The sequence below is a fragment of the Mycobacterium vicinigordonae genome, assembly GCF_013466425.1.
Taxonomy (GTDB): Bacteria; Actinomycetota; Actinomycetes; order Mycobacteriales; family Mycobacteriaceae; genus Mycobacterium; species Mycobacterium vicinigordonae.
This window is the reverse complement of record NZ_CP059165.1, coordinates 5,283,341-5,301,819: the sequence shown is the minus strand read 5'-3', so window position 1 is coordinate 5,301,819 and position 18,479 is coordinate 5,283,341. Positions and strand designations below refer to the sequence as shown.

General features: G+C 60.2%; 15 protein-coding genes, 1 tRNA gene and 2 pseudogenes. 5 read left to right on the top strand and 13 right to left on the bottom strand.

Annotated features, from left to right (window positions below; all coding sequences use genetic code 11):
• Positions 1 to 108 precede the first annotated feature (108 nt).
• Both H0P51_RS23605 and H0P51_RS23600 read right to left on the bottom strand, forming a co-directional pair.
• Entirely contained in the window at positions 109 to 1,194 is a 1,086-nt protein-coding gene (locus H0P51_RS23605; RefSeq protein WP_180915246.1) for an AAA family ATPase, read from the bottom strand.
• Positions 1,195 to 1,283: 89 nt separating this feature from the next.
• Positions 1,284 to 2,443, bottom strand: a pseudogene (locus tag H0P51_RS23600) (IS3 family transposase).
• A gap of 202 nt (positions 2,444 to 2,645) precedes the next feature.
• On the opposite strand from H0P51_RS23600, the gene H0P51_RS23595 reads away from it, so the two are divergent.
• Positions 2,646 to 3,401: a hypothetical protein gene (locus H0P51_RS23595; protein WP_180915245.1), complete on the top strand. Its 756-nt coding sequence runs from the start codon at positions 2,646 to 2,648 to the stop codon at positions 3,399 to 3,401.
• A gap of 229 nt (positions 3,402 to 3,630) precedes the next feature.
• On the opposite strand, the gene H0P51_RS23590 is transcribed toward H0P51_RS23595, so the two are convergent.
• From H0P51_RS23590 to H0P51_RS23565, 6 genes are all read right to left on the bottom strand, one after another.
• Entirely contained in the window at positions 3,631 to 3,930 is a 300-nt protein-coding gene (locus tag H0P51_RS23590) for a hypothetical protein (protein ID WP_180915244.1), read from the bottom strand.
• Positions 3,931 to 4,155: 225 nt separating this feature from the next.
• The gene (locus H0P51_RS23585; protein ID WP_180915243.1) at positions 4,156 to 5,598 is read right to left on the bottom strand and encodes a restriction endonuclease subunit S domain-containing protein; all 1,443 of its coding nucleotides are present in this window, start codon (positions 5,596 to 5,598) and stop codon (positions 4,156 to 4,158) included.
• Positions 5,577 to 7,553 (bottom strand): type I restriction-modification system subunit M, encoded by a 1,977-nt coding sequence (locus H0P51_RS23580; RefSeq protein WP_213016712.1) that lies wholly within the window; start codon positions 7,551 to 7,553, stop codon positions 5,577 to 5,579. The genes H0P51_RS23585 and H0P51_RS23580 overlap by 22 nt, the downstream gene beginning before the upstream one ends.
• A 116-nt stretch (positions 7,554 to 7,669) precedes the next feature.
• Positions 7,670 to 7,846, bottom strand: coding sequence for a helix-turn-helix domain-containing protein (locus H0P51_RS23575; protein ID WP_180915242.1), 177 nt, complete (start codon positions 7,844 to 7,846; stop codon positions 7,670 to 7,672).
• 314 nt (positions 7,847 to 8,160) lie between these two features.
• Positions 8,161 to 8,233: transfer RNA gene (locus H0P51_RS23570), tRNA-Arg, on the bottom strand.
• A 119-nt stretch (positions 8,234 to 8,352) separates the two neighbouring features.
• Positions 8,353 to 8,913 carry a TetR/AcrR family transcriptional regulator gene (locus tag H0P51_RS23565; RefSeq protein WP_180915241.1) on the bottom strand — a complete coding sequence of 187 codons (561 nt, stop codon included), beginning with the start codon at positions 8,911 to 8,913 and terminating at the stop codon, positions 8,353 to 8,355.
• Positions 8,914 to 8,967: 54 nt separating this feature from the next.
• Between H0P51_RS23565 and H0P51_RS23560 the strand changes: the two genes are divergently transcribed.
• Complete coding sequence (locus H0P51_RS23560; RefSeq protein ID WP_180915240.1) at positions 8,968 to 10,527, top strand: carotenoid oxygenase family protein; 1,560 nt, start codon at positions 8,968 to 8,970, stop codon at positions 10,525 to 10,527.
• A 143-nt stretch (positions 10,528 to 10,670) separates the two neighbouring features.
• Here the strand turns inward: H0P51_RS23560 and H0P51_RS23555 are convergent, their stop codons facing one another.
• The 5 genes and pseudogenes from H0P51_RS23555 to H0P51_RS23535 all read right to left on the bottom strand — a co-directional run bounded on the left by H0P51_RS23555 (position 10,671) and on the right by H0P51_RS23535 (position 15,222).
• Positions 10,671 to 11,489, bottom strand: coding sequence for an LLM class F420-dependent oxidoreductase (locus H0P51_RS23555; RefSeq protein ID WP_180915239.1), 819 nt, complete (start codon positions 11,487 to 11,489; stop codon positions 10,671 to 10,673).
• A gap of 81 nt (positions 11,490 to 11,570) precedes the next feature.
• A pseudogene (locus H0P51_RS23550) lies at positions 11,571 to 11,996 on the bottom strand (gamma-glutamylcyclotransferase family protein); the annotation flags it as partial.
• The gene (locus H0P51_RS23545; RefSeq protein ID WP_180915237.1) at positions 11,997 to 13,226 is read right to left on the bottom strand and encodes an Nramp family divalent metal transporter; all 1,230 of its coding nucleotides are present in this window, start codon (positions 13,224 to 13,226) and stop codon (positions 11,997 to 11,999) included.
• 114 nt (positions 13,227 to 13,340) lie between these two features.
• Entirely contained in the window at positions 13,341 to 14,420 is a 1,080-nt protein-coding gene (locus tag H0P51_RS23540; protein ID WP_180915236.1) for an NAD(P)H-dependent amine dehydrogenase family protein, read from the bottom strand.
• Positions 14,421 to 14,430: 10 nt separating this feature from the next.
• On the bottom strand, positions 14,431 to 15,222 hold the full coding sequence (locus H0P51_RS23535; RefSeq protein ID WP_180915235.1) for an SDR family oxidoreductase: 792 nt from the start codon (positions 15,220 to 15,222) through the stop codon (positions 14,431 to 14,433).
• Between the two features lie 233 nt (positions 15,223 to 15,455).
• Here H0P51_RS23535 and pstS point away from each other — a divergent pair, with 233 nt between their 5' ends.
• From pstS to pstA, 3 genes are read left to right on the top strand one after another with little or no spacing between them, the layout of a single operon-like run.
• The gene (gene pstS / locus H0P51_RS23530; RefSeq protein WP_180915234.1) at positions 15,456 to 16,580 is read left to right on the top strand and encodes a phosphate ABC transporter substrate-binding protein PstS; all 1,125 of its coding nucleotides are present in this window, start codon (positions 15,456 to 15,458) and stop codon (positions 16,578 to 16,580) included.
• Between the two features lie 12 nt (positions 16,581 to 16,592).
• Positions 16,593 to 17,567 (top strand): phosphate ABC transporter permease subunit PstC, encoded by a 975-nt coding sequence (pstC, locus tag H0P51_RS23525; RefSeq protein WP_180915233.1) that lies wholly within the window; start codon positions 16,593 to 16,595, stop codon positions 17,565 to 17,567.
• On the top strand, positions 17,564 to 18,475 hold the full coding sequence (pstA, locus tag H0P51_RS23520) for a phosphate ABC transporter permease PstA (RefSeq protein ID WP_180915232.1): 912 nt from the start codon (positions 17,564 to 17,566) through the stop codon (positions 18,473 to 18,475). Before pstC ends, pstA begins: the two co-directional genes overlap by 4 nt.
• Positions 18,476 to 18,479: the final 4 nt, after the last annotated feature.

The window sequence follows — 18,479 nt, the reverse complement described above, 5'->3', positions numbered from 1 at the left end:
GCCAGTAGGCCAATCGGGTTTGCCGAAAACTGGTATGTTTCCGCACGATCGGGAAACATACAAAACCGCAGTTCAGGGGCTATTTTCGAATTCAATTGCGACATTTGGTTAGACCGCTCTCGTTGGGTGTATTGAACCTGCTTTGTAAAGGATCGCCTTGCCCTGCTCCCTGCGCGAAACCCATTGGTTTGCAACGACAGTGCGCAGAACCTCATCTGTGAACTCTTTGCTTCTGCCGGTTGTTTTCAAACCCAACGCTTTACAGAGATTGCCTTGGTTGACTTCACCGACACCGGGCGTGTCGTGAAGGTACAGAGCGACCGAAGCCGCTGCGTCGCGCAAGCCTGGCGTTTCTCGCTTGTTTCCGCTGCCCGTGACGAACAGCTCGCGCTTGGCATCGCCTGCGTAATCTAGTTCGACTTCGTCTAAGTGGACGTTGCGGCCAAAAGCCTTGAGCCACCGTATGTTATCGGGCGGAAATTCACCCGGTTTACCGTTGTGCCGATATGAAACGAGCACGTCGGGAAGACCCATAAGCGCGCTAGCGCCGCGACCGCGTTCCTGAGCTTCTTCGGAATAGCCCGTATGGTGAAAGATCACAACGGTTTTCACACCCGCCTTGGCGGCAACCTCGTTCATCGTCTGCCACCAGCGCGTGATTTCATCGTTTTCCTTCTCACTGCCCGTATACAGCCGTGAGAGCGTATCGATGAACCACGCTTCAATGCGCCGTTCTTTGAGCCAGTTGACGGCCCACTCAACAGCGGCGTCGTTGTCAAAATTGATCTGACTTGTGAAGTCCCTGGTGTGCAACGGGAAGATTCGACGCCCGTACGGTTCGTCTGGATCAATCAGGCCGCGATCATGCAGCCAACCAAGAAACGTCTGCTGGTCAACTTCGTGATTCCAGTAGGCGACCGCCTCAAGAGGCTTCGTGGCTAGGGAGAACCTACGCAGGAAATCACGCCCGGTGACCAACGTATGCAGCAAGTTCACGCCTAGTGTCGTCTTGCCGGTTTTCCACTGTGCGTTAACCAAGACTCGCGATCCTGGCGGGATCAGCTCTTTAATGAGCCAATCGGGTGCGGGTGGTCGGTTCTGATACTGGTGGAGTGCGTCTCCCTGATCTTGCGGCTCTGTCCATGCCGCGAGTGATTGCAGCCGCTTGGCTTGTGCTGCGGTATTGAGTCGCAACAGTTGCTTGCTGACTTCGGCTTGGGGTCTGCTGCACGGATAGGTGACAGTTTTGACCTGCCCTACCCGTTGGGTTCCACTTGTGGTGGCTAACTGACGGCGGTGAGGGTGTTGTTGGTGAAGGATAGTTCGTATTCGATCGGGGTGCGGTAGCCAAGCGCTGAGTGGCGGCGTTGGCGGTTGTGGAAGATCTCCAAGTAGTCGAAGATCGCGTTGGCCAGCTCGACCCGGGTCTTCCACTTCTGTCGGTCGAGAAGCTCGATCTGCATGGAGGACCAGAAACTCTCCATCATGGCATTGTCCAAGCCGTCACCGATCGATCCGAACGACGGCAGCAGCCCAGCGGATCGGATTCTCTCACCGAAAACCCAAGAAGTGAACTGAGTTCCGTGATCAGCGTGAACAATTCCCCCGGCGTCTGGGCGGCGATTGCGGATCGCCATGTCCAGTGCGTTGACCACCAAGCTGGAGTCAGCCCGCGAGTCGATCGACCAGCCCACGATCCTGCGGCTGAACGCATCCAGGACCGCGCAGCAGTACAGCCACCCTTCGCGGGTGCGATGTTGCGTAATGTCGGTTACCCACAACTCATTTGGGGCGAGGCGGCGAAACTTTCGGTTGACCAGATCGTCAGCGGTGACCACCCCGCGCAGCCGTTTAACCCGGACTGGCCCGGGCAACCCGCAGATGCCGGCTCGGGTCATGAGCACCGATACCGTGCGCGGGCACACTGTGATACCCATACCCAGGGTCAGCTCGGCATGCACACGGCGATACCCGTAGGTGCCCCTAGAAGCGACGTGCACTTCGCGGATCAATCCGGTCAACCATTGCCGCCGCAGCGCGCTGGGCGTGGTCGGAGTGCGCTTGTGTTTGTAGTAATTCTGGCGCGTCACACCGAGAATGAGGCAGCAGCGATCCACGGACGCCCCGGCGTCGACGAGTCGATCGATCACCGGGTAGATCCTTTTGGGCGGGGCTTGTCCTCCCCGAGAAACGTCGCGGCCTGGCGCACGATCGCCAACTCGCTTTCCAGCTCGCGGATTCGACGGCGAGCCGCGCGCAGCTCACTGGATTCACTCGAGGGCACACCGGGTCGTGCACCGCGGTCGATGTCGTCCTGTTTGATCCACTTGGACAAAGTGACGGGATGTATGCCGAGATCATCAGCGGTCTGCTTCTGGGGCTTGCCAGCCCGCACGAGCGCGATCGCGCGGGCCCGAAACTCGGCCGGATAGGGACGTGGCATGACGGTCAGCCTTTCGTACAGGCTGTCAGTTAGTCACCGAATCTGGAACCTAAACGGTAGGGCAGGTCAAGTTGTCACCTATTCGTGCAGCAGACCCCCTGGCAACGCCATACTTTTGGGCAACACGTTAGAGGACTACGATAAAGCTGGACGGTTTACTTGGCGATTTTTGCGGGATAGTACCGCTGAGCAGATTCGTGCCGTGACCAACTACGCGTTGGCTGCGGACAACAAACTTACGAATGGGCTCATTATGAACCGCTTGTTCGATCCGACGCCTGACGTCAACGAATTCAATCACACTTGCTATCCGCTCTGGTCAGCAGATGGGATGGTTCCGCCCCCGTACCTGGGAAAAACATTCTCCGGCAACCACACTCACTATGTAGTCAACGGGTCAGACGTCATAGATTCGGGTGACCTAGACGATTCGATCAAAACGATTACCGAGCATGGTTACGGCGTGGCTGCGAACAGTCAACTGATTGCGTTCATGAATGAACAAGAGGCAGATGAGGTTTCGAAGTTCAAGGCCGGTGTGCAGAACAACAACGATATCATCGCTACCCACGACTTCATCCCAAGTCAGGGTGCTCCGCCGTACTACACGCCTAACGAGATTGTCGGCAAGGTGGCCCCTGCTCAGTACAACGGGTTGAAGATTGATGGCAGCTACGGGCCTTTGTGGATCGTTAGGACGCAATACATTCCGGCAGGTTACTTCGCAACCATCGCGACCGAAGGCCCTAACAGTCTAAACAACGTCGTATCGGTCAGGCAGCATCCAAAGCCGCAGTATCAAGGGCTTAGGACGATTCCAGGTCCGAACCCGGCGTATCCGATTCAAGAGTCGTTCTGGTCTCGCGCAATCGGCGTCGGCACGCGGCACAGAGGGGCTGCGGCGGTGGTCCAAATCAAAGCCTCTGGCAGCTATGAAGCTCCACAAATCGCGATGTGACGCAATGAGTTACGGACGAAGGCAGTACGCAGAAGAGACCCGTTGCGGTGATGCCTACGAAGAGGGAAGGGAACCATCAGAATTCGGCTTTGTTCCGCCATACGTGAATCGATTGCCACCTAGCGAGGGTGGGCCGTATCGCGGCAAGGCTCCACGAGCGCGAAAGGTCATAGGTTAGACATGACTAGTGTGATTCCCAAGATCGATCTTGTACCCGCAAGACGTTCGTTTACGCCCATCCGAACCGTTCTGCGATCTTCTCTAGCTGTGCCTCAAACTTGAGCCGGTTTCGCTCTGACAGCCTGCCGTCAAGCTGACACTCAAACTCATGCCGTGCGGCCAGCACTGTTTCAAAGCTGACGTTTGGATACCGCGCAGCGATGCGGTCTATTGCGTCTTGGGTCTCGGTGTATAGGCAGGTAGGACACTCGTACCCCGTCGTTTCACCGAAAAAGATGGCCCGGCGCAGCTTGTGCTCAAACTCGGCGTGCGCCCGTTCAATCGTGAAGAACTCTCGGGTTGCGCTCACCTGTCTATTTTACCTGCCTGACCTGCAAAAAGCCTGTCATGAACAGCGCTGACCTGCGACAACAGAAGAATCGTTCACCGGAGAACGATTTCCCGCCCCAACCACCCCGGACTGCCTGGAACTGGCACCGGCTAGCAGCCAACGTCGCCCAGCGGCCCGCACAGCCCCGGCAACGGGCCTTCCTCGCAAACCAGTGTGCGAAGCCCGCTCTAAGCCACATCACCGCTATACATGTAGGTACTCGGTGATTATCTGCTCTGCTCGATTTTCCATTGCATCTTCAACATCGTCGGCGTGTGCGCGCAGAGATGCGGCCTCCTCGATCTTTGCAGCAATCTCCGACTCAAGCTTGGCTTTTAGCCTTGGAATCGGCAGATCCCAAATATCGCCTGGCTCCAGATGAGGGATTGATGTGCCGTATGCGTAACTTAAGATCACTGGGCGCCCTAGTGTCGGATGCGATAAAACGGCTTCAAGGTATCCAGGCCGAATTATTTTCCTGTCTGGAACAATGCGGATGATATCTTCGGATACAAAAAAGCGCGTATGCCGGTCAGACGTCAAGATGACCCGCCCATTCAAGCCGTAAATCTGCCCAGAGCGCGCCATCAAAATCCAATTCGCCTCCACAAAGTAATCTTGAGCGTTAGCAACTTGGCCTGCGTAAATATTCTTCGTAATTGGCGCATTTACGTCAAATAACTCTCCGGCGCTAACATAGGGTGTGCCGTTAGGGCCAAAAACGCGTCTGAACCTGTTTGGCCACCATACGCCGGTAGTTACAGTCTGCAAAGTGTCAATATGCTTACTTGATCGCTGCATGAGCGAAACTACTTCCCGAACAGCTGTGTTGTGATGGTATGCATCTAATCGGCGTCGACCCTTTAATAGTTCATGCGCATATGTCGTAAATGTCGGTTCCATCGGGATCGGTGTCGAATCGGTGCCAAGCGCGGAAGCATATGCTTCATGAGCAGCATCGGTCAATTCGGCCGCTTTATCACGCGATGCGAGGACATCTTGGAAACTGTTATTGAAGTCCACCAACGTTTTTCGATCTACCTCTACGCACGGCAATCGCTGAACGTGTTCAGGCTCAAGATGTTTGATCATGTGACCGTAATGCGCTGATGTAGCCATAGACCGGAAGGTTGGTGTCCGCATGAAAGCGTATATCCACCCGAGCCAGTTCTGGTTGCGCGGTTCTATCCGCAACAAGTCATGTGTAATAAGGTGACCTTCGTGGAGCCGATATGCGATAGTCGTGCGTCCTACGCTGCCGGAGCATGACAACAGTATGACGCCGCGCGGAACGAACCGTGCGGCAGCGTCAGGAGTCTTTTCAATTGCCAAATATTTTCGTGCTACTGGCTGTGCTTCAAATACCTGTCCGGCCGCGAAAAAAGGCTTCCCTACACTCGGGTCTACAACGACACCCTTGAGCCGGCTCGGTTGCCAGACTTTCGCCATGTCGTCGAGCGGCTTCCATCCTGATGACCTGGACTCAATGGCAATGCGCTTGCCGTATCCATCCGATAAGTAGCTTGAGGCTTCTAGTCGGCGTTCTGCCTTGAAAAGTGATGACGCACGGACTGTTCCCCACTCGGCAGCCTGCGGCTGTGTGAAGAAGTCTCCAACGCCACCCTCTACGACGCTTGAGTTACCCATTTGCGGAATTCAGTTGCGACGGTGCCCGTGTTATCGTCGACCATCTTGCGCATTGTCTTTTGATTTTTCAACACCGGCACTCCATCGATATATTCGCGTACGGGCAACTCAACCTCTTCGACGATTTCGTTACCGTCCTTATCCCGAAGGTAAAGCGTGTTTCCGCGCTTATCGTGTCCAATATGATTAGCCAAAGCCATGAAGACTTCGTATTCAGTCGGTTTACCAGCAGCATCGATCTTCTTCTGCGTTTCGGTCTTGCGCTGGAAAACTAATATGCTCGTTTGAACACTCGTGCCAGGCTGAAAAGTATCGGGGTGCATGTCGATACTCGCCAAAATGTAGGCGTTATCCATAAGCCACTGACGCACGTAGCCCAAGCCGGGAGAGCCCAGAATGCCGTCAGGTAGCACCATGGCGGCAACTCCGGAACCGGGCTTGAGAAAGCGCAGGCATCTTTCAATAAACAAAATCTCCGGCGGTTGTGACCTCTGGATTGTTTCGAGCATCACCCAGCGGTCATCCGCCTCGTCATAATTCCATTGATGTCCGAGTTCGTACGCTTCCAGGACTGTCGGATTGTCGACAGGTATCTTAGAGCCGAACGGCGGATTGGTCATCAACAAATCAACCGAATTCATCAAGGAAAGTTCACGAAGTCCGGCAACCCAAGTCGCTGGTGATGCAAGCGAATCGGCTTGATAAAGGCCGCCTTCGCCGTCATTATTCATCACCATATTCATTTTTGCCGCTTTTACGAGATTTGGGTTGAAGTCCATCCCAATTAGTTTGTGGCTAAGGAATCTGTCATTGCGTTGTGAAATCGCGGTCTCAGCGCGCGCTTGACCTTTCCATTTTGCGAGCTCTTGAACCCGTATAGCGGCGATTACATGATTCATCGCGGTAATCAAAAACCCGCCGGTACCGCATGCCGGATCGAGGATTAGTTGCCGGTCGTTAGGATCGAGCATGTTGACGACCATGCGGCACACGTTTCGAGGAGTAAAGAACTCCCCTCTATCTCCCCGCAGGTTCGATCCGACAATCTCCTCGTAGGCCTTGCCTTTGACATCTACGTCACTTTCAAGTAGTGCGTAAATTTGTAACTGGCTTACGATATAGGCGAGGACTGCCGGTGTAAGTTCGATCTCCTCACCGGTCTTAAAAATTTGAGGGTAATCTTTCTTGACTGAATCGAATAGCTTTTCGATCCGTGCGCGAACTTTCATTTCGCCGTTGAGGTTTCGTCGCTCAGCAGATGTTGCATAGAATTTCACTGACTGAGATTCTCGCTCGTCATGAATTTTGCAAAAGATCAGCTTCAACAGCTCCCAAAAGGCTTCTGGCTTCTGTAAACCCTGATTACCAGCGATGTAGTTATGGCAGCGGCGAAACGCAAAAAGAAGTGCGTCACTTGACGCAGGCTTCAACTTATCGAAGGTCGGTTTCTCTGCATCCTCGATTGTTGATCCAAACGCAGGAATGTCGGCAATCTCTTCGAAGCTGACCTCTCCGCGAGTCTCTACCTTTGCGTAGCAGTATCGATCAGTCCCGTTCGTCCACATACCATATCGCGCATTAGGGCATGCGGCCATATAGCTTTGTAGTTGGCCTACTCCGTCATTGCGATCGTCTGCCTTAACGGTAGGCGCTTTACATTCGAGGATGATTTGTGCACGGTCTTGAGTGTGTTTCTTCGAATCGCTAAATATGACTAAGTCTGCGCGAGGTCTGCGGCTCCCAAGGCGTAGCGTATATTCTACTGCTATATATTCCCGAGAATATAGATATTCGCGTACGAGTGATTTAGCTATTTCCTGCCGTACGTACTCCTCAGGCGTTTCAGGTCTTTGTGTGGTGCGATCGATGAAGTCAAGTATTTTTCCTTGCTCTACGATGACCGCTGCGATCGATGCTTCGGCCGCATGCTCCGCAGTTGCGCGGCTCCTCGCCAAAACGCTACCCCCTTACCGAAGCGGGGCCAGATACACCCGCTCTGCGGGCAGACCTCCGACTTTATGACCGTAGTAGAGCTGATTCTTGTCCACGTCAGCAGCCTAGGCGGTCAGTTTCAGTTGACCCGTTCTGCCACGCGGTCAAGGTCGGCGGGATCAAACTTGAGCAGTTTTGGGCCGATGCGGTGAGCTGTGAGCCAACCGCGAGCGATGTAGTTGCGGATGGTGTTGGTTGAGACGCCGAGATAGTCGGCTGCTTGGACGGTTGAGAGCAGACGGGGCTGTTTAGTCATGGCTGGCACCTTTGAACGCAGTTGAATCGGGGCTAGCGTTCTGGTGCCTAACGCATCGGCTGCGTTCTATCTGGCGGCAACGCTCTAGCGGTTTGAATTAGCACCCTATGCGGCGCTCTGGTAAACCGAATAAGCGCAGCTTAATGCGTGTTGGTACCAAATGGCAACACTGTGTTTCGGGCCGCGAGTGGGCTGGCACAGCAAACAGATTCGGGCAGTGCCTGCCGGAAGTTGATAGCACATGGATCACACGGGGCTTTAGCTAGCTAACGATAAATACTGTAATGAGCTGCGATAACAGCTATACAGCAAAGTGCCCCCGGCAGGATTCGAACCTGCGACACCGGCTTTAGGAGAGCCGTGCTCTATCCCCTGAGCTACGAGGGCGGGGCGACCGGCCGGTCGATTGCGCACGGCCCGTTGGACTGCGAAATTCCACGGCCACCGACGCCGGTCATGCGGACACAGCGTACCGCTACAGGCCGCAATCCTGCCCACGGGACGGGTCAGCCGACGGTGATCGCACGTGCCACCGAGGCGGCGACTTCCTCGTCGGTAAGCGCACTTCGTTCGATTAACGTGTGCGAAAGTACTGTGCGAACGATGATTTCGGCGGTCTGCAGCGGTGGCAGTACCGGATGTGGATACTCTGTGGCGGCGATCGCCGGCGCGATGGTCGCGGCTACGGTCTGCACCACGTTCATCCGCGCCTCCCCGACGCGCAATACGGCTTGCAGCAGCCAGTGTGGTTCGTGGTCGCGCACGTAGGTGAAGGCGGCGTGGTTGCGCAGGTAGCGCAGGGCGGCCAGGACGGTCGTCGGCACCAACGTCGCGGGATCGGCGTGTGAGTCGGCGCCGGTCATCACATCGAGGGCCATCTGCTGGATCTCGTGCTGGGCCACCGCGGACACCAACCCGTCTTTGTCGCCGAATTCACGGTAGGCGGTGGCGCGGGAGACGCCCGCTTGCTCGGCGACCTGGCTCAGGGTGAGGGAATCGACGCCGGTTTCGGCGATGAGCAGCAATGTCGCCTGCACCAGCGCGTCCCAGGAACGAGTTGAGGCCATCACGGGTATTTGTACCGCAGGTTCTTGACTGCCTCGCCAACTGAGACTAACTTTATGATTCGTCTCAGTTTGGATGCGAAGGGCGGGTGCGTGGTGACGCAATCCGCGCAAGCCACGGCCTTGCTCGACCTGACGCCACTACCGGCCCTACGCCGTTATCTGGCGTCCCTGCCTCAGAGCGAGCGTGCCCAAGCCATCGAGCGACTCTCGGCGCTGTCCAGCGAGGATCGGCTCAGTCTGGGTGTCAGCGAACCGCAACCCAACGAATTCGATTACTCGGTGGACGACGTCGAGGGCGCGATTCCCGCCGAGTTGTGCGGCACGCTATACCGCAACGGCCCCGGCCGGTGGCAGGACTACACGGGTCGCCCCCTGCACCATCTTTTCGATGGCGACGGCATGCTGTCGGCTTTCACCATCCGCGAGGGCGCGGTTCACTATCGGAATCGCTATGTGCGCACCCGTCACTACCAGGGCAAGGGCGGCGTCACGCATCTGGGCACTGCGGCACCGGGTGGTTGGCGGGCGAACATCGGCAAGACCCCCCCAAACCTGGCCAACACCAATGTCATCGAGCATGCCGGTCGCCTCTACGCGCTGTGGGAGGGCGGAGCGCCCTATGAGATCAACCCGGACACGCTGGAAACCCTTGGGCCACGACGATTCAGCGGTGAGCTAGCGCGGATGGGTGCCTATTCCGCGCATCCCAGCATCTGCCCTGGCACCGGTGACATGTACAACTTCGGCGTCGAATTCATCCCGCGCCCGCACTTGCGCATCTACCGCAGCGACCCACAGGGCAGTCTGCGGTACCTGCGCTCCGCACGGTTGCCCTATCTGGCGATGACGCACGACTTCGGCATCACCCAGCGTTACCTGGTGTTTCTGGTGTCGCCGATCATCCCGGATTTGATGGCGGTTACATTGGGCCGCAAGCCAATCGGTGACGCCCTGCGCTACCGCCCGGAGCGCGAGAGCGTCTTTATCCTCGTCCCCCGCGACGGAGGCGAGATACGCCGGATCGAGTCCCCGGCGATCCTGCAGTTCCACCTCAGCAACGCCTTCGACGACGGGGAGGACGTGGTCGTCGACGCGGTCACCTACGAGAACCCACAGCTGCTCAGGAGCATCGCGCGATTCCAAACCACTCCGTTGCGTGAATCACCGTCGAAGCTGACCCGGTTCCGGCTCACCAAGTCCGGACGGTTGATTCGAGAAACGTTGAGCGACAGCATCTGCGAGTTCCCGCGGCATCATCCCGACCGCGAGGGCAGGCCGCACCGCTACGCTTATTTCACCACTCGCAGGCGCCTGGCTTCGCTGTACGACTCGATCAGCAAGGTCGACCTCGCCGACCAAACTGAGAACACGTATACGGCGGCGGGCGCCGGCAACAGTTTCTGCGAACCGGTGTTCGTCCCTCGTCCCGACGCGTCCGCCGAAGATGACGGCTGGCTGCTGACCGTGGAATACCAGGCCCGGCAACACTTGTCCCGGCTTGTCATCCTCGATGCGCGCGATCCCAGCACCGGGCCTATCGCTACCGCCCAGCTCACCGATCACATCCCGCAGGGGTTCCACGGTAACTTCGCGCCTCGACCCGCCCGAGGCTGACCCAAGCGATTCCCCCGCCGAATGCGACTCTCACGACGCCGAGTCGGCTTGTCGTGTCGTGAGTTTCACACTCGGCGACAAGAAGGGGGAGGGGCGACAAGCTGGGGGAGGGCGGGTGACAGACGAGGGGGGAGAAGCCGGGATCAGGGCAGCGCGTCGATCACCTTCGCGAAGTTCTTGAGGTTGTTGTCCTGCACGGTAATCGACGACACACCGTACTTGTCCCGGTATTCCAGCAGCGTGTCCGCGATCTCGCGGGGTGACCCGCTGAGCACCGAATGCATCGCCAGTAACTCTTCGTCGGACATCCCCGGCGCGTAGCGCCGCGTCATCGACAGGTCGGGCACGGTCTCGCCGTCCCGTGGCATCGCGGTGACCGCCAGGTTCAATTCCAGCGAGTCGAAGCGATCTCCCGCCGCGCGGCGGACGAATTCGACGCGCTCGGTCAGCGGGTCCTCGGCCTCGCGCACCCGGGCCCCGGTCAGGCCGATGATGTGGGCATGGCGTGCTGCCAGGGTCAGCACTCGGTCGCCGTTTCCGGCGATCAGGATCGGCATCTGCGGATGATGCTCACTGAGGTACCTCGTCATGTGCTCGAGGTAATCGACACGCGCGCCGGCGCTCGGATAGGGCAGCTCGGCTGCTTCGAATTCCTCACGGACATAACCGGTTCCCAGCCCCACCTCGACGCGCTGGTCGCTAATCAGGTCCAGGCAGCCGAGGTCTCGGCTGAGCAGGGCCGGCTTGTAGAAGGCGGCGTTGAGCACATACATGCTCAGTCGCAACGTTGTGGTGACCATGGCGGCCGCGGTCAGCGTCGGAAACGGTGCCGCCGCACCGAGATGGTCCGGTACGCAGAGGATGTCGAACCCCGAATCCTCGGCACGCTTGGCCGTGTCCGCCAGGGCCTCGCGGGATTTGAAGAATCGCAGGCTCAGCCCGAAGCGAAAGTCCTTGGCCACCAATAACCTCCATCCACTCCGAGAAAGCTACTCCGAGAAAGATCGCACGGGCCGCGCTCCCGCCACCGAGGAACAGCATCCCGGATCCCAAAGCTGCAGGTAGTCGATCCAACGCTGCGGCAGCCCGTGATGCACCGCGCCGTTGATGATGCGTGGCAGATAACCCGGGCGCGGCGGACCCGCCGTCACCCGCGGGTCGATGTACACCCACGCCGGTGCGGCCCCGCGGTCGAGTCGCACGGTCAGCTCGTCGCGTCGGTAGCGCACCGGCACTCCCTCGGCACTGTCCAAACGTGCCAGGTCGTCGTCGGAAAGCCGCCAAAGCACGCCGTGCACCTCGCCGCCAGCCGATGGTGCGACGGTCGCGACACCGCGCTCATTGATCAGCCAGTCGTGACCGTCGAGCGTCGCCGGGCGCGGGTCGTAGGCCTCCGGGCAGCGCGCGGCCATCTGGCGCACGCATAGATTCGATCCGTATGCGAAGTAGGAGTGTCGGCGAGCCGGCATTCAGCTACCTTTTACCGTCAGACAGATCAACGCCACGTTAAGCAGACTAATCATCACCGCGACCACCCAACCAACGGCCGTCGTGATCATGTGGTTGGCGTCGCTACCCATCAGTTTGCGGTTGGCGGTGAGCCTGACCAGCGGCAGCACCGCGAAGGGGATCCCGAACGACAGCACTACCTGGGATAGCACTAGTGCCCGGGTGGGGTCCACATCCAGCGCCAACAGCGCTATCGCGGGGCACACAGTGACGATGCGGCGGACCGCCATCGGGACCGACCAGTGCAGCAGGCCCTGCATGATCATGGCGCCGGCGTACGCGCCCACCGACGATGACGCCAGCCCAGAGGCCAGCAGTCCGACTGCGAACAGCACCGCGATTGTCGGTCCCAAGGTGTCGCGAACCGCCACGTAGGCGGCATCGATAGACCCGACCTCGCCGTGCCCGCGCATGTTGAATGCGGCAACCAGCAACATCGCCGCGTTGACTCCGCCGGCGATCACCATGGCGACCCCGACATCCAAGCGGGTGATGCGCAGCAGTCGGCGGCGATCCGGCCCGGGTGCGGGTTGCCCGTGCCGATCCCGAGCGAGCCCGGAGTGCAGGTAGACCGCGTGGGGCATCACGGTCGCACCCAGGATCGCCGCGGCCAGCAGCACGCTCTCAGTGCCCTGGAAGCGCGGTACCAGGCCGGATAAGACTTCGCGCGCCGGCGGTGTGGCGACGAAAAAGCTAGCGGTGAACCCGAGGGCGATGATCAGCAGCAGCCCGGTGATGACCGCCTCGAACCGGCGTTGGCCACGACGATCCTTGATCATCAGCAGCAGCAACGAGATCACACCCGTGATCAGCCCGCCCAGTGGCAGCGGTAGCCCGAACAGGATGCGCAGCGCGATGGCCCCACCGATCACCTCGGCCACATCCGTCGACATGGCGACGATCTCGGCCTGCGCCCAGTAGGCCAGCCGCGCGGGCCGACTCATCCGGTCGCCGATCGATTCGGGCAGCGACCGACCGGTCACCAGTCCGAGCTTGGCCGACAGGTACTGAACCAACCCGGCCATCACGTTGGCCGCGACGATGACCCATAACAGCAGGTAGCCGAACTGGGTGCCCGAGCTGACGTTGGCGGCGACGTTGCCAGGGTCGACATAGGCGATCGCCGCGACGAACGCGGGCCCCAGCAGATACCAGCTTGCTTTGCCCGAGGTCGCGATGTCCTGCGCCAACGCACCGCCTTAAGGTCCGCTTCGCCGAATGAAAAGCGAGGTCGAATAAAAGTGAGGTCGAATAAAAAAGTGAGGTTAGCCGAAACCTCCGCCGCGGTCGTTGCCGCCCTGTGTCTAGTGGGCGGGCCGGTACAGTCCGCGACCGGTGATCAAGGGCAATTCAAGAGTGGTCCGGATGCCGGGCGCGGCGGCCACCACTGCGGGGATGGCGTTGACGATGCGCATCGCCGTGGCCACCAGCCCGGCATGGTTGTGGTCACCGCGCCGACTGCTCAGGCAGATGTCCATGGCGTACGACGGCTCGCCGGTGATCTCGACGCGGTAGGAACCGCCGGGCTGGGCGGGTTGCGGCCATTCCGGACATAGGTCCTCGCGCAACCGCGTGATGTGCTCCAGCACCACCGCGGGGCGCCCGTCGAACATGCCGATCACCTCGAACCGCAACGCGGCAGCACTGCCCCGCGGGATATGGCCCGAAGCGATGTCGAAGGCCTCGGGTGCGGGCACCCGGACGTACTTCTCGGTGACCTCGTCAAGCGAAATGCCCAGTCCCGCAGCGAGTTGCCGCACCACCGATCCCCACGCCAGGCTGAGCACCCCGGGCTGTAGCAGCATCGGGATCTCGTCTATCGGCTTGCCGAATCCCATCACGTCGAACATGACGACGGCACTGTCGTACGTCGCGTAGTCGACGATTTCCATGCAGCGCACCTGCTCGATGCTTTGACAGGTGCCGGCCAGCGCCATCGGCAGCAGGTCGTTGGCGAAGCCGGGATCGATGCCGCTAACGTACACACTCGAATTGCCTTGCCGCGCTGCATTTTCGATCGGTTCGATCAGATTCTGGGGCAGTACCTGCCAAGGGTACTGAAGGAATACCGGGCCGCTGCCCACCATGTTGATCCCGGCCGCCAACACGCGGCCGTAGTCCTCGAGTGCTTCGGGAAGGCGGTTATCGGCCATCGCGTTGTAGACCGCACACTGCGGCGCGGTGGCCAGCACGGCGTCCAGGTCGGTGGTGGCCTTGACGCCGGTAACCTGCTCGAGTCCGGCCAGCTCGGCTGCATCCTTTCCGGCTTTCGCCTCCGATGACACCCACACCCCGGTGAGTTCGAACTCGGGGTTGGTGATGAGCGCACGCAGCGAGTGAATGCCGACGTTGCCGGTGCCGAGCTGTGCGACGCGTATAGGCACGATCGACTCCTTACAGATCCGGGACCGGGATCTCGAGGTTGGGGAAGGTGAGGCCGCCGTCGACCTCTAGCGTCTTGCCGGTCAGGAACCCGCCCGCCGGTGACGCCAAATATACTGCGGCAGCGGCGATATCGAGCGGATCGCCGAGGCGGCGCAGTGGCGTGGCCTGCTCCATGGGCTTACGCAGTTCGTCGTTGCTGGCCACCACGTCGAGCGCGGAGGTGAGGATCGACCCCGGCGCAATCGCGTTTACCCGGATGCGCGGGCACAGGTCGAGCGCTGTCAATCGGGTGTAGTGCGTAAGCGCGGCTTTGGCGGTGCCGTAGGCCGCGAAGCCGCGTCCGGCAAGCCGTCCGATGGCCGAGGTGATGTTGATGATGCTGCCGCCGCCGGAATGCTCCAGGATCAGCGGCACCGCGGCGACGGTTAGCGCATGGGCGGTGGCGACATTGAATGTGAACGCATCCCTGAGCTCTTTGGTCGACGTGGTCAGCAACGTGTTGGGCATGCTTCCCCCGACGTTGTTGACGACGATGTCCAACTTCCCGAATGCCTCGACCGCCATCGCCGCGAGCTTCTCGGTTTCCTCGGGGCGGGCCAGGTCGGCGGCTATCACGTGGGCGCGGCGCCCGGCGGCGCGCACCTGCTCGGCGACCTCGTCCAGCTGTGACTGGGTGCGCGACGCGATCACCACATCGGCACCAGCTTCAGCAAAAGCCAGCGCGATGGCCGCGCCCAGGCCGCGGCCGGCTCCGGTGATTACGGCGACCTTGTCGTCGAGGCGGAACCTGTCGAGGATCACGGCGGCCTCGTTTCACTCGTCGGGAGAAACGACAGCGGCGGCCATCGCCTCGATCATTTTTGTAACAGGTTCTAGTTTGGCACAGGGGTCCCTGGGCGGGGAATCAGCAACCCTTTCACCGTTCGTAACCTGTTGTTAATGTAGTTGAACAGCTGCAATGGAAGGGGTTGTCGAGGAGCCGCGACGGGTGGGCGGCGGCTAGCATCTTTCATCACTACCAGTTAGGAACTGAATTGAAACTCAACCGATTTGGTGCCGCGCTGAGTGTCCTGGCATCAGGCGCACTCGTGTTGTCCGCGTGCGGTAGCGACAACAACAATGCAGGTGGGGGAAGCTCGGGCTCATCGGGCAGTCCTTCATCGGGCAACGTGAGCTGCGGCGGCAAGAAGGCGCTGAAGGCCAGTGGTTCCTCCGCCCAGAACAACGCGATGACCCGCTTCGTCAAAGCATTCGAATCGGCATGTCCCGGTCAGACCTTGAACTACACGTCCAACGGCTCTGGCGCGGGCATCAGCGAATTCACCGGCAACCAAACCGATTTCGGGGGTTCTGATTCACCGCTCACCAACGACCAGGCGGCCGCCGCGCAGCAACGTTGTGGTGGCGCGCCGGCGTGGAACCTGCCGGTGGTGTTCGGTCCCATCGCGGTCACGTACAACGTCGGGGGAGTGAGTTCACTGAACCTCGACGGGCCCACCCTGGCGAAGATCTTCAACGGGGGCGTCAAGAAGTGGAACGACCCGGCAATCACCGCCCTCAACCCCGGCACCAACCTGCCTGGAACGGACATCCACGTCGTGTTCCGCAGCGACGAGTCGGGAACCACGGACAACTTCCAGCACTATCTCGACGCCGCCTCCAACGGTGCGTGGGGCAAAGGCGCCGGAAAGTCATTCCAGGGTGGCGTCGGTGAAGGCGCCAAGGGCAACGACGGCACGTCAGCGGCCATCAAGAACACCGAGGGTGCCATCACCTACAACGAGTGGTCCTTCGCGCAGGCCCAGAAGCTGAACATCGCCAAGATCGTCACATCGGCCGGACCGGAGGCCGTCGCGATCAGCGCCGATTCGGTGGGCAAGACCATCGCCGGTGCGACCATCGCCGGCCAGGGCAACGACCTAGTCCTCGACACCGCCTCGTTCTACCGCCCCAGCCAGCCTGGCTCCTACCCGATCGTGCTGGCCACCTACGAGATCGTTTGCTCGAAGTATCCCGACGCATCGGTCGGGACCGCGGTGAAGGCATTCCTGCAGTCGACCATCGGCGCCGGTCAAAACGGCTTGGGAGACAACGGGTATGCTCCGATCCCGGATACTTTCAAATCGAGGCTGTCGACTGCGGTCAACGCCATCTCCTGATCCGAGGTTGACGTGGCCAATCCCCCGCTGGCAAAGCATGCGCTAGCGGAGGTGGACGCGCGCGCGTCGCGGCGAGCTGATCGTTTGTTCAGGTCACTCGCCGCGGCCGCGGGGTCCACCATCGTGGTGGCGATCGTGCTGATCGCGGTCTTCCTGCTGGTGCGAGCCGTTCCGTCGCTGCGCGCGAACACCGTCAACTTCTTCACTAGCGCGCAGTTCGAAACCGGCGACGATCAGAAACTAGCGTTCGGCATCAGCGACCTGCTGATGGTCACGGTGCTCAGTTCCGTCACCGCCCTGGCGTTGGCAGTGCCGATCGCCGTCGGTATCGCGGTCTTCGTCACCCAATACGCACCGAGTCGGCTGTCGCGGCCGTTCAGCGCAATGGTGGACCTGCTGGCCGCGGTGCCTTCGATCATCTTCGGGTTGTGGGGAATCTTCGTGCTGGCACCGAAGCTGGAGCCGCTGGCGGAGTTTCTCAACCACAACCTGGGCTGGTTGTTCTTGTTCAAGAGCGGCAACGTATCCATGGCCGGCGGCGGCACGATCTTCACCGCAAGCATCGTGCTAGCGGTGATGATCCTGCCGATTGTCACGTCAGTGTCGCGTGAAGTATTCCGGCAAACACCACTGATGCAGATCGAGGCCGCCCAGGCACTCGGCGCGACCAAATGGGAGGTGGTGCGCACGACTGTGCTGCCGTTCGGTCGCAGCGGAGTCATCGCCGCCTCGATGCTGGGTCTGGGTCGTGCGCTGGGTGAAACGGTGGCGGTGCTGATCATCCTGCGGTCGGCGGCCCGGCCCGGGAAATGGTCGCTGTTCGACGGTGGTTACACGTTTGCGTCCAAGATCGCTTCGGCCGCAGCCGAATTCAGTCGGCCACTTCCGACCGGAGCCTATATCTCGGCGGGGTTTGCGCTATTCGTCTTGACCTTTGTGGTCAATGCGGCAGCTCGCGCGGTCGCCGGCGGGAAGGTCAACGGATGAGCCAACTCAGCGCCGACGCGCTCGATCAGCCGGTCAAGGTCGTGGTCTTCCGCCCGCTGAGCACGGTGCGCCGAGTCAAGAACAACATCGCCACGGCTCTTTTTCTCGCCTCGTTCCTGATCGCGCTGGTGCCGCTGATCTGGGTGCTCGCGGTGGTGATCGTCCGCGGCTACCAAGCCGTCATCAACGCCGACTGGTGGACCCACTCGCTGCGCGGGGTGTTGCCCGAGGAATTCGCCGGCGGTGTCTATCACGCGTTGTACGGGACGATGGTGCAGGCCGGCGTGGCAGCGGCCATCGCGGTGCCACTAGGCCTGATGACCGCCGTCTACCTGGTCGAGTACGGCAACAGCCGGCTGGCGCGGGTGACGACCTTCATGGTGGACGTCCTCGCCGGTGTGCCCTCGATTGTGGCCGCACTGTTCATCTTCAGCCTGTGGATCGCCACCCTGGGATTCCAGCAGAGCGCGCTGGCTGTGTCGTTCGCCCTGGTCCTGCTGATGCTGCCGGTGGTGGTGCGCTCCACCGAGGAGATGCTGCGACTGGTGCCCGACGAACTGCGGGAAGCCAGCTACGCCCTGGGCGTGCCGAAATGGAAGACGATCGTGCGGATCGTGGCGCCGATCGCGACACCGGGCATCGTGTCGGGTGTGCTGCTCGCGGTGGCCCGGGTGATCGGAGAAACCGCACCGGTGCTGGTGCTCGTCGGCTACAGCCGCTCGATCAACCTCGACATCTTCGAGGGCAACATGGCCTCGCTGCCGCTGCTGATCTACACCGAGCTCACCAATCCCGAACACGCCGGGTTCCTGCGTGTGTGGGGCGCCGCGTTGACCTTGATCATCCTGGTGGCGGTGATCAATCTGGTTGCCGCGGGGATGCGGTTCCTAGCCGTGCGGACGCGCTGAGTCG

Excerpts from the sequence above, each read along its gene's own strand:
- H0P51_RS23585 (WP_180915243.1), bottom strand. The coding sequence starts at position 5,598 with ATGGGTAACTCAAGCGTCGTAGAGGGTGGCGTTGGAGACTTCTTCACA.
- H0P51_RS23575 (WP_180915242.1), bottom strand. The coding sequence starts at position 7,846 with ATGACTAAACAGCCCCGTCTGCTCTCAACCGTCCAAGCAGCCGACTAT.
- H0P51_RS23565 (WP_180915241.1), bottom strand. The coding sequence starts at position 8,913 with ATGGCCTCAACTCGTTCCTGGGACGCGCTGGTGCAGGCGACATTGCTG.
- H0P51_RS23560 (WP_180915240.1), top strand. The coding sequence starts at position 8,968 with ATGATTCGTCTCAGTTTGGATGCGAAGGGCGGGTGCGTGGTGACGCAA.
- pstA (WP_180915232.1), top strand. The coding sequence starts at position 17,564 with ATGAGCCAACTCAGCGCCGACGCGCTCGATCAGCCGGTCAAGGTCGTG.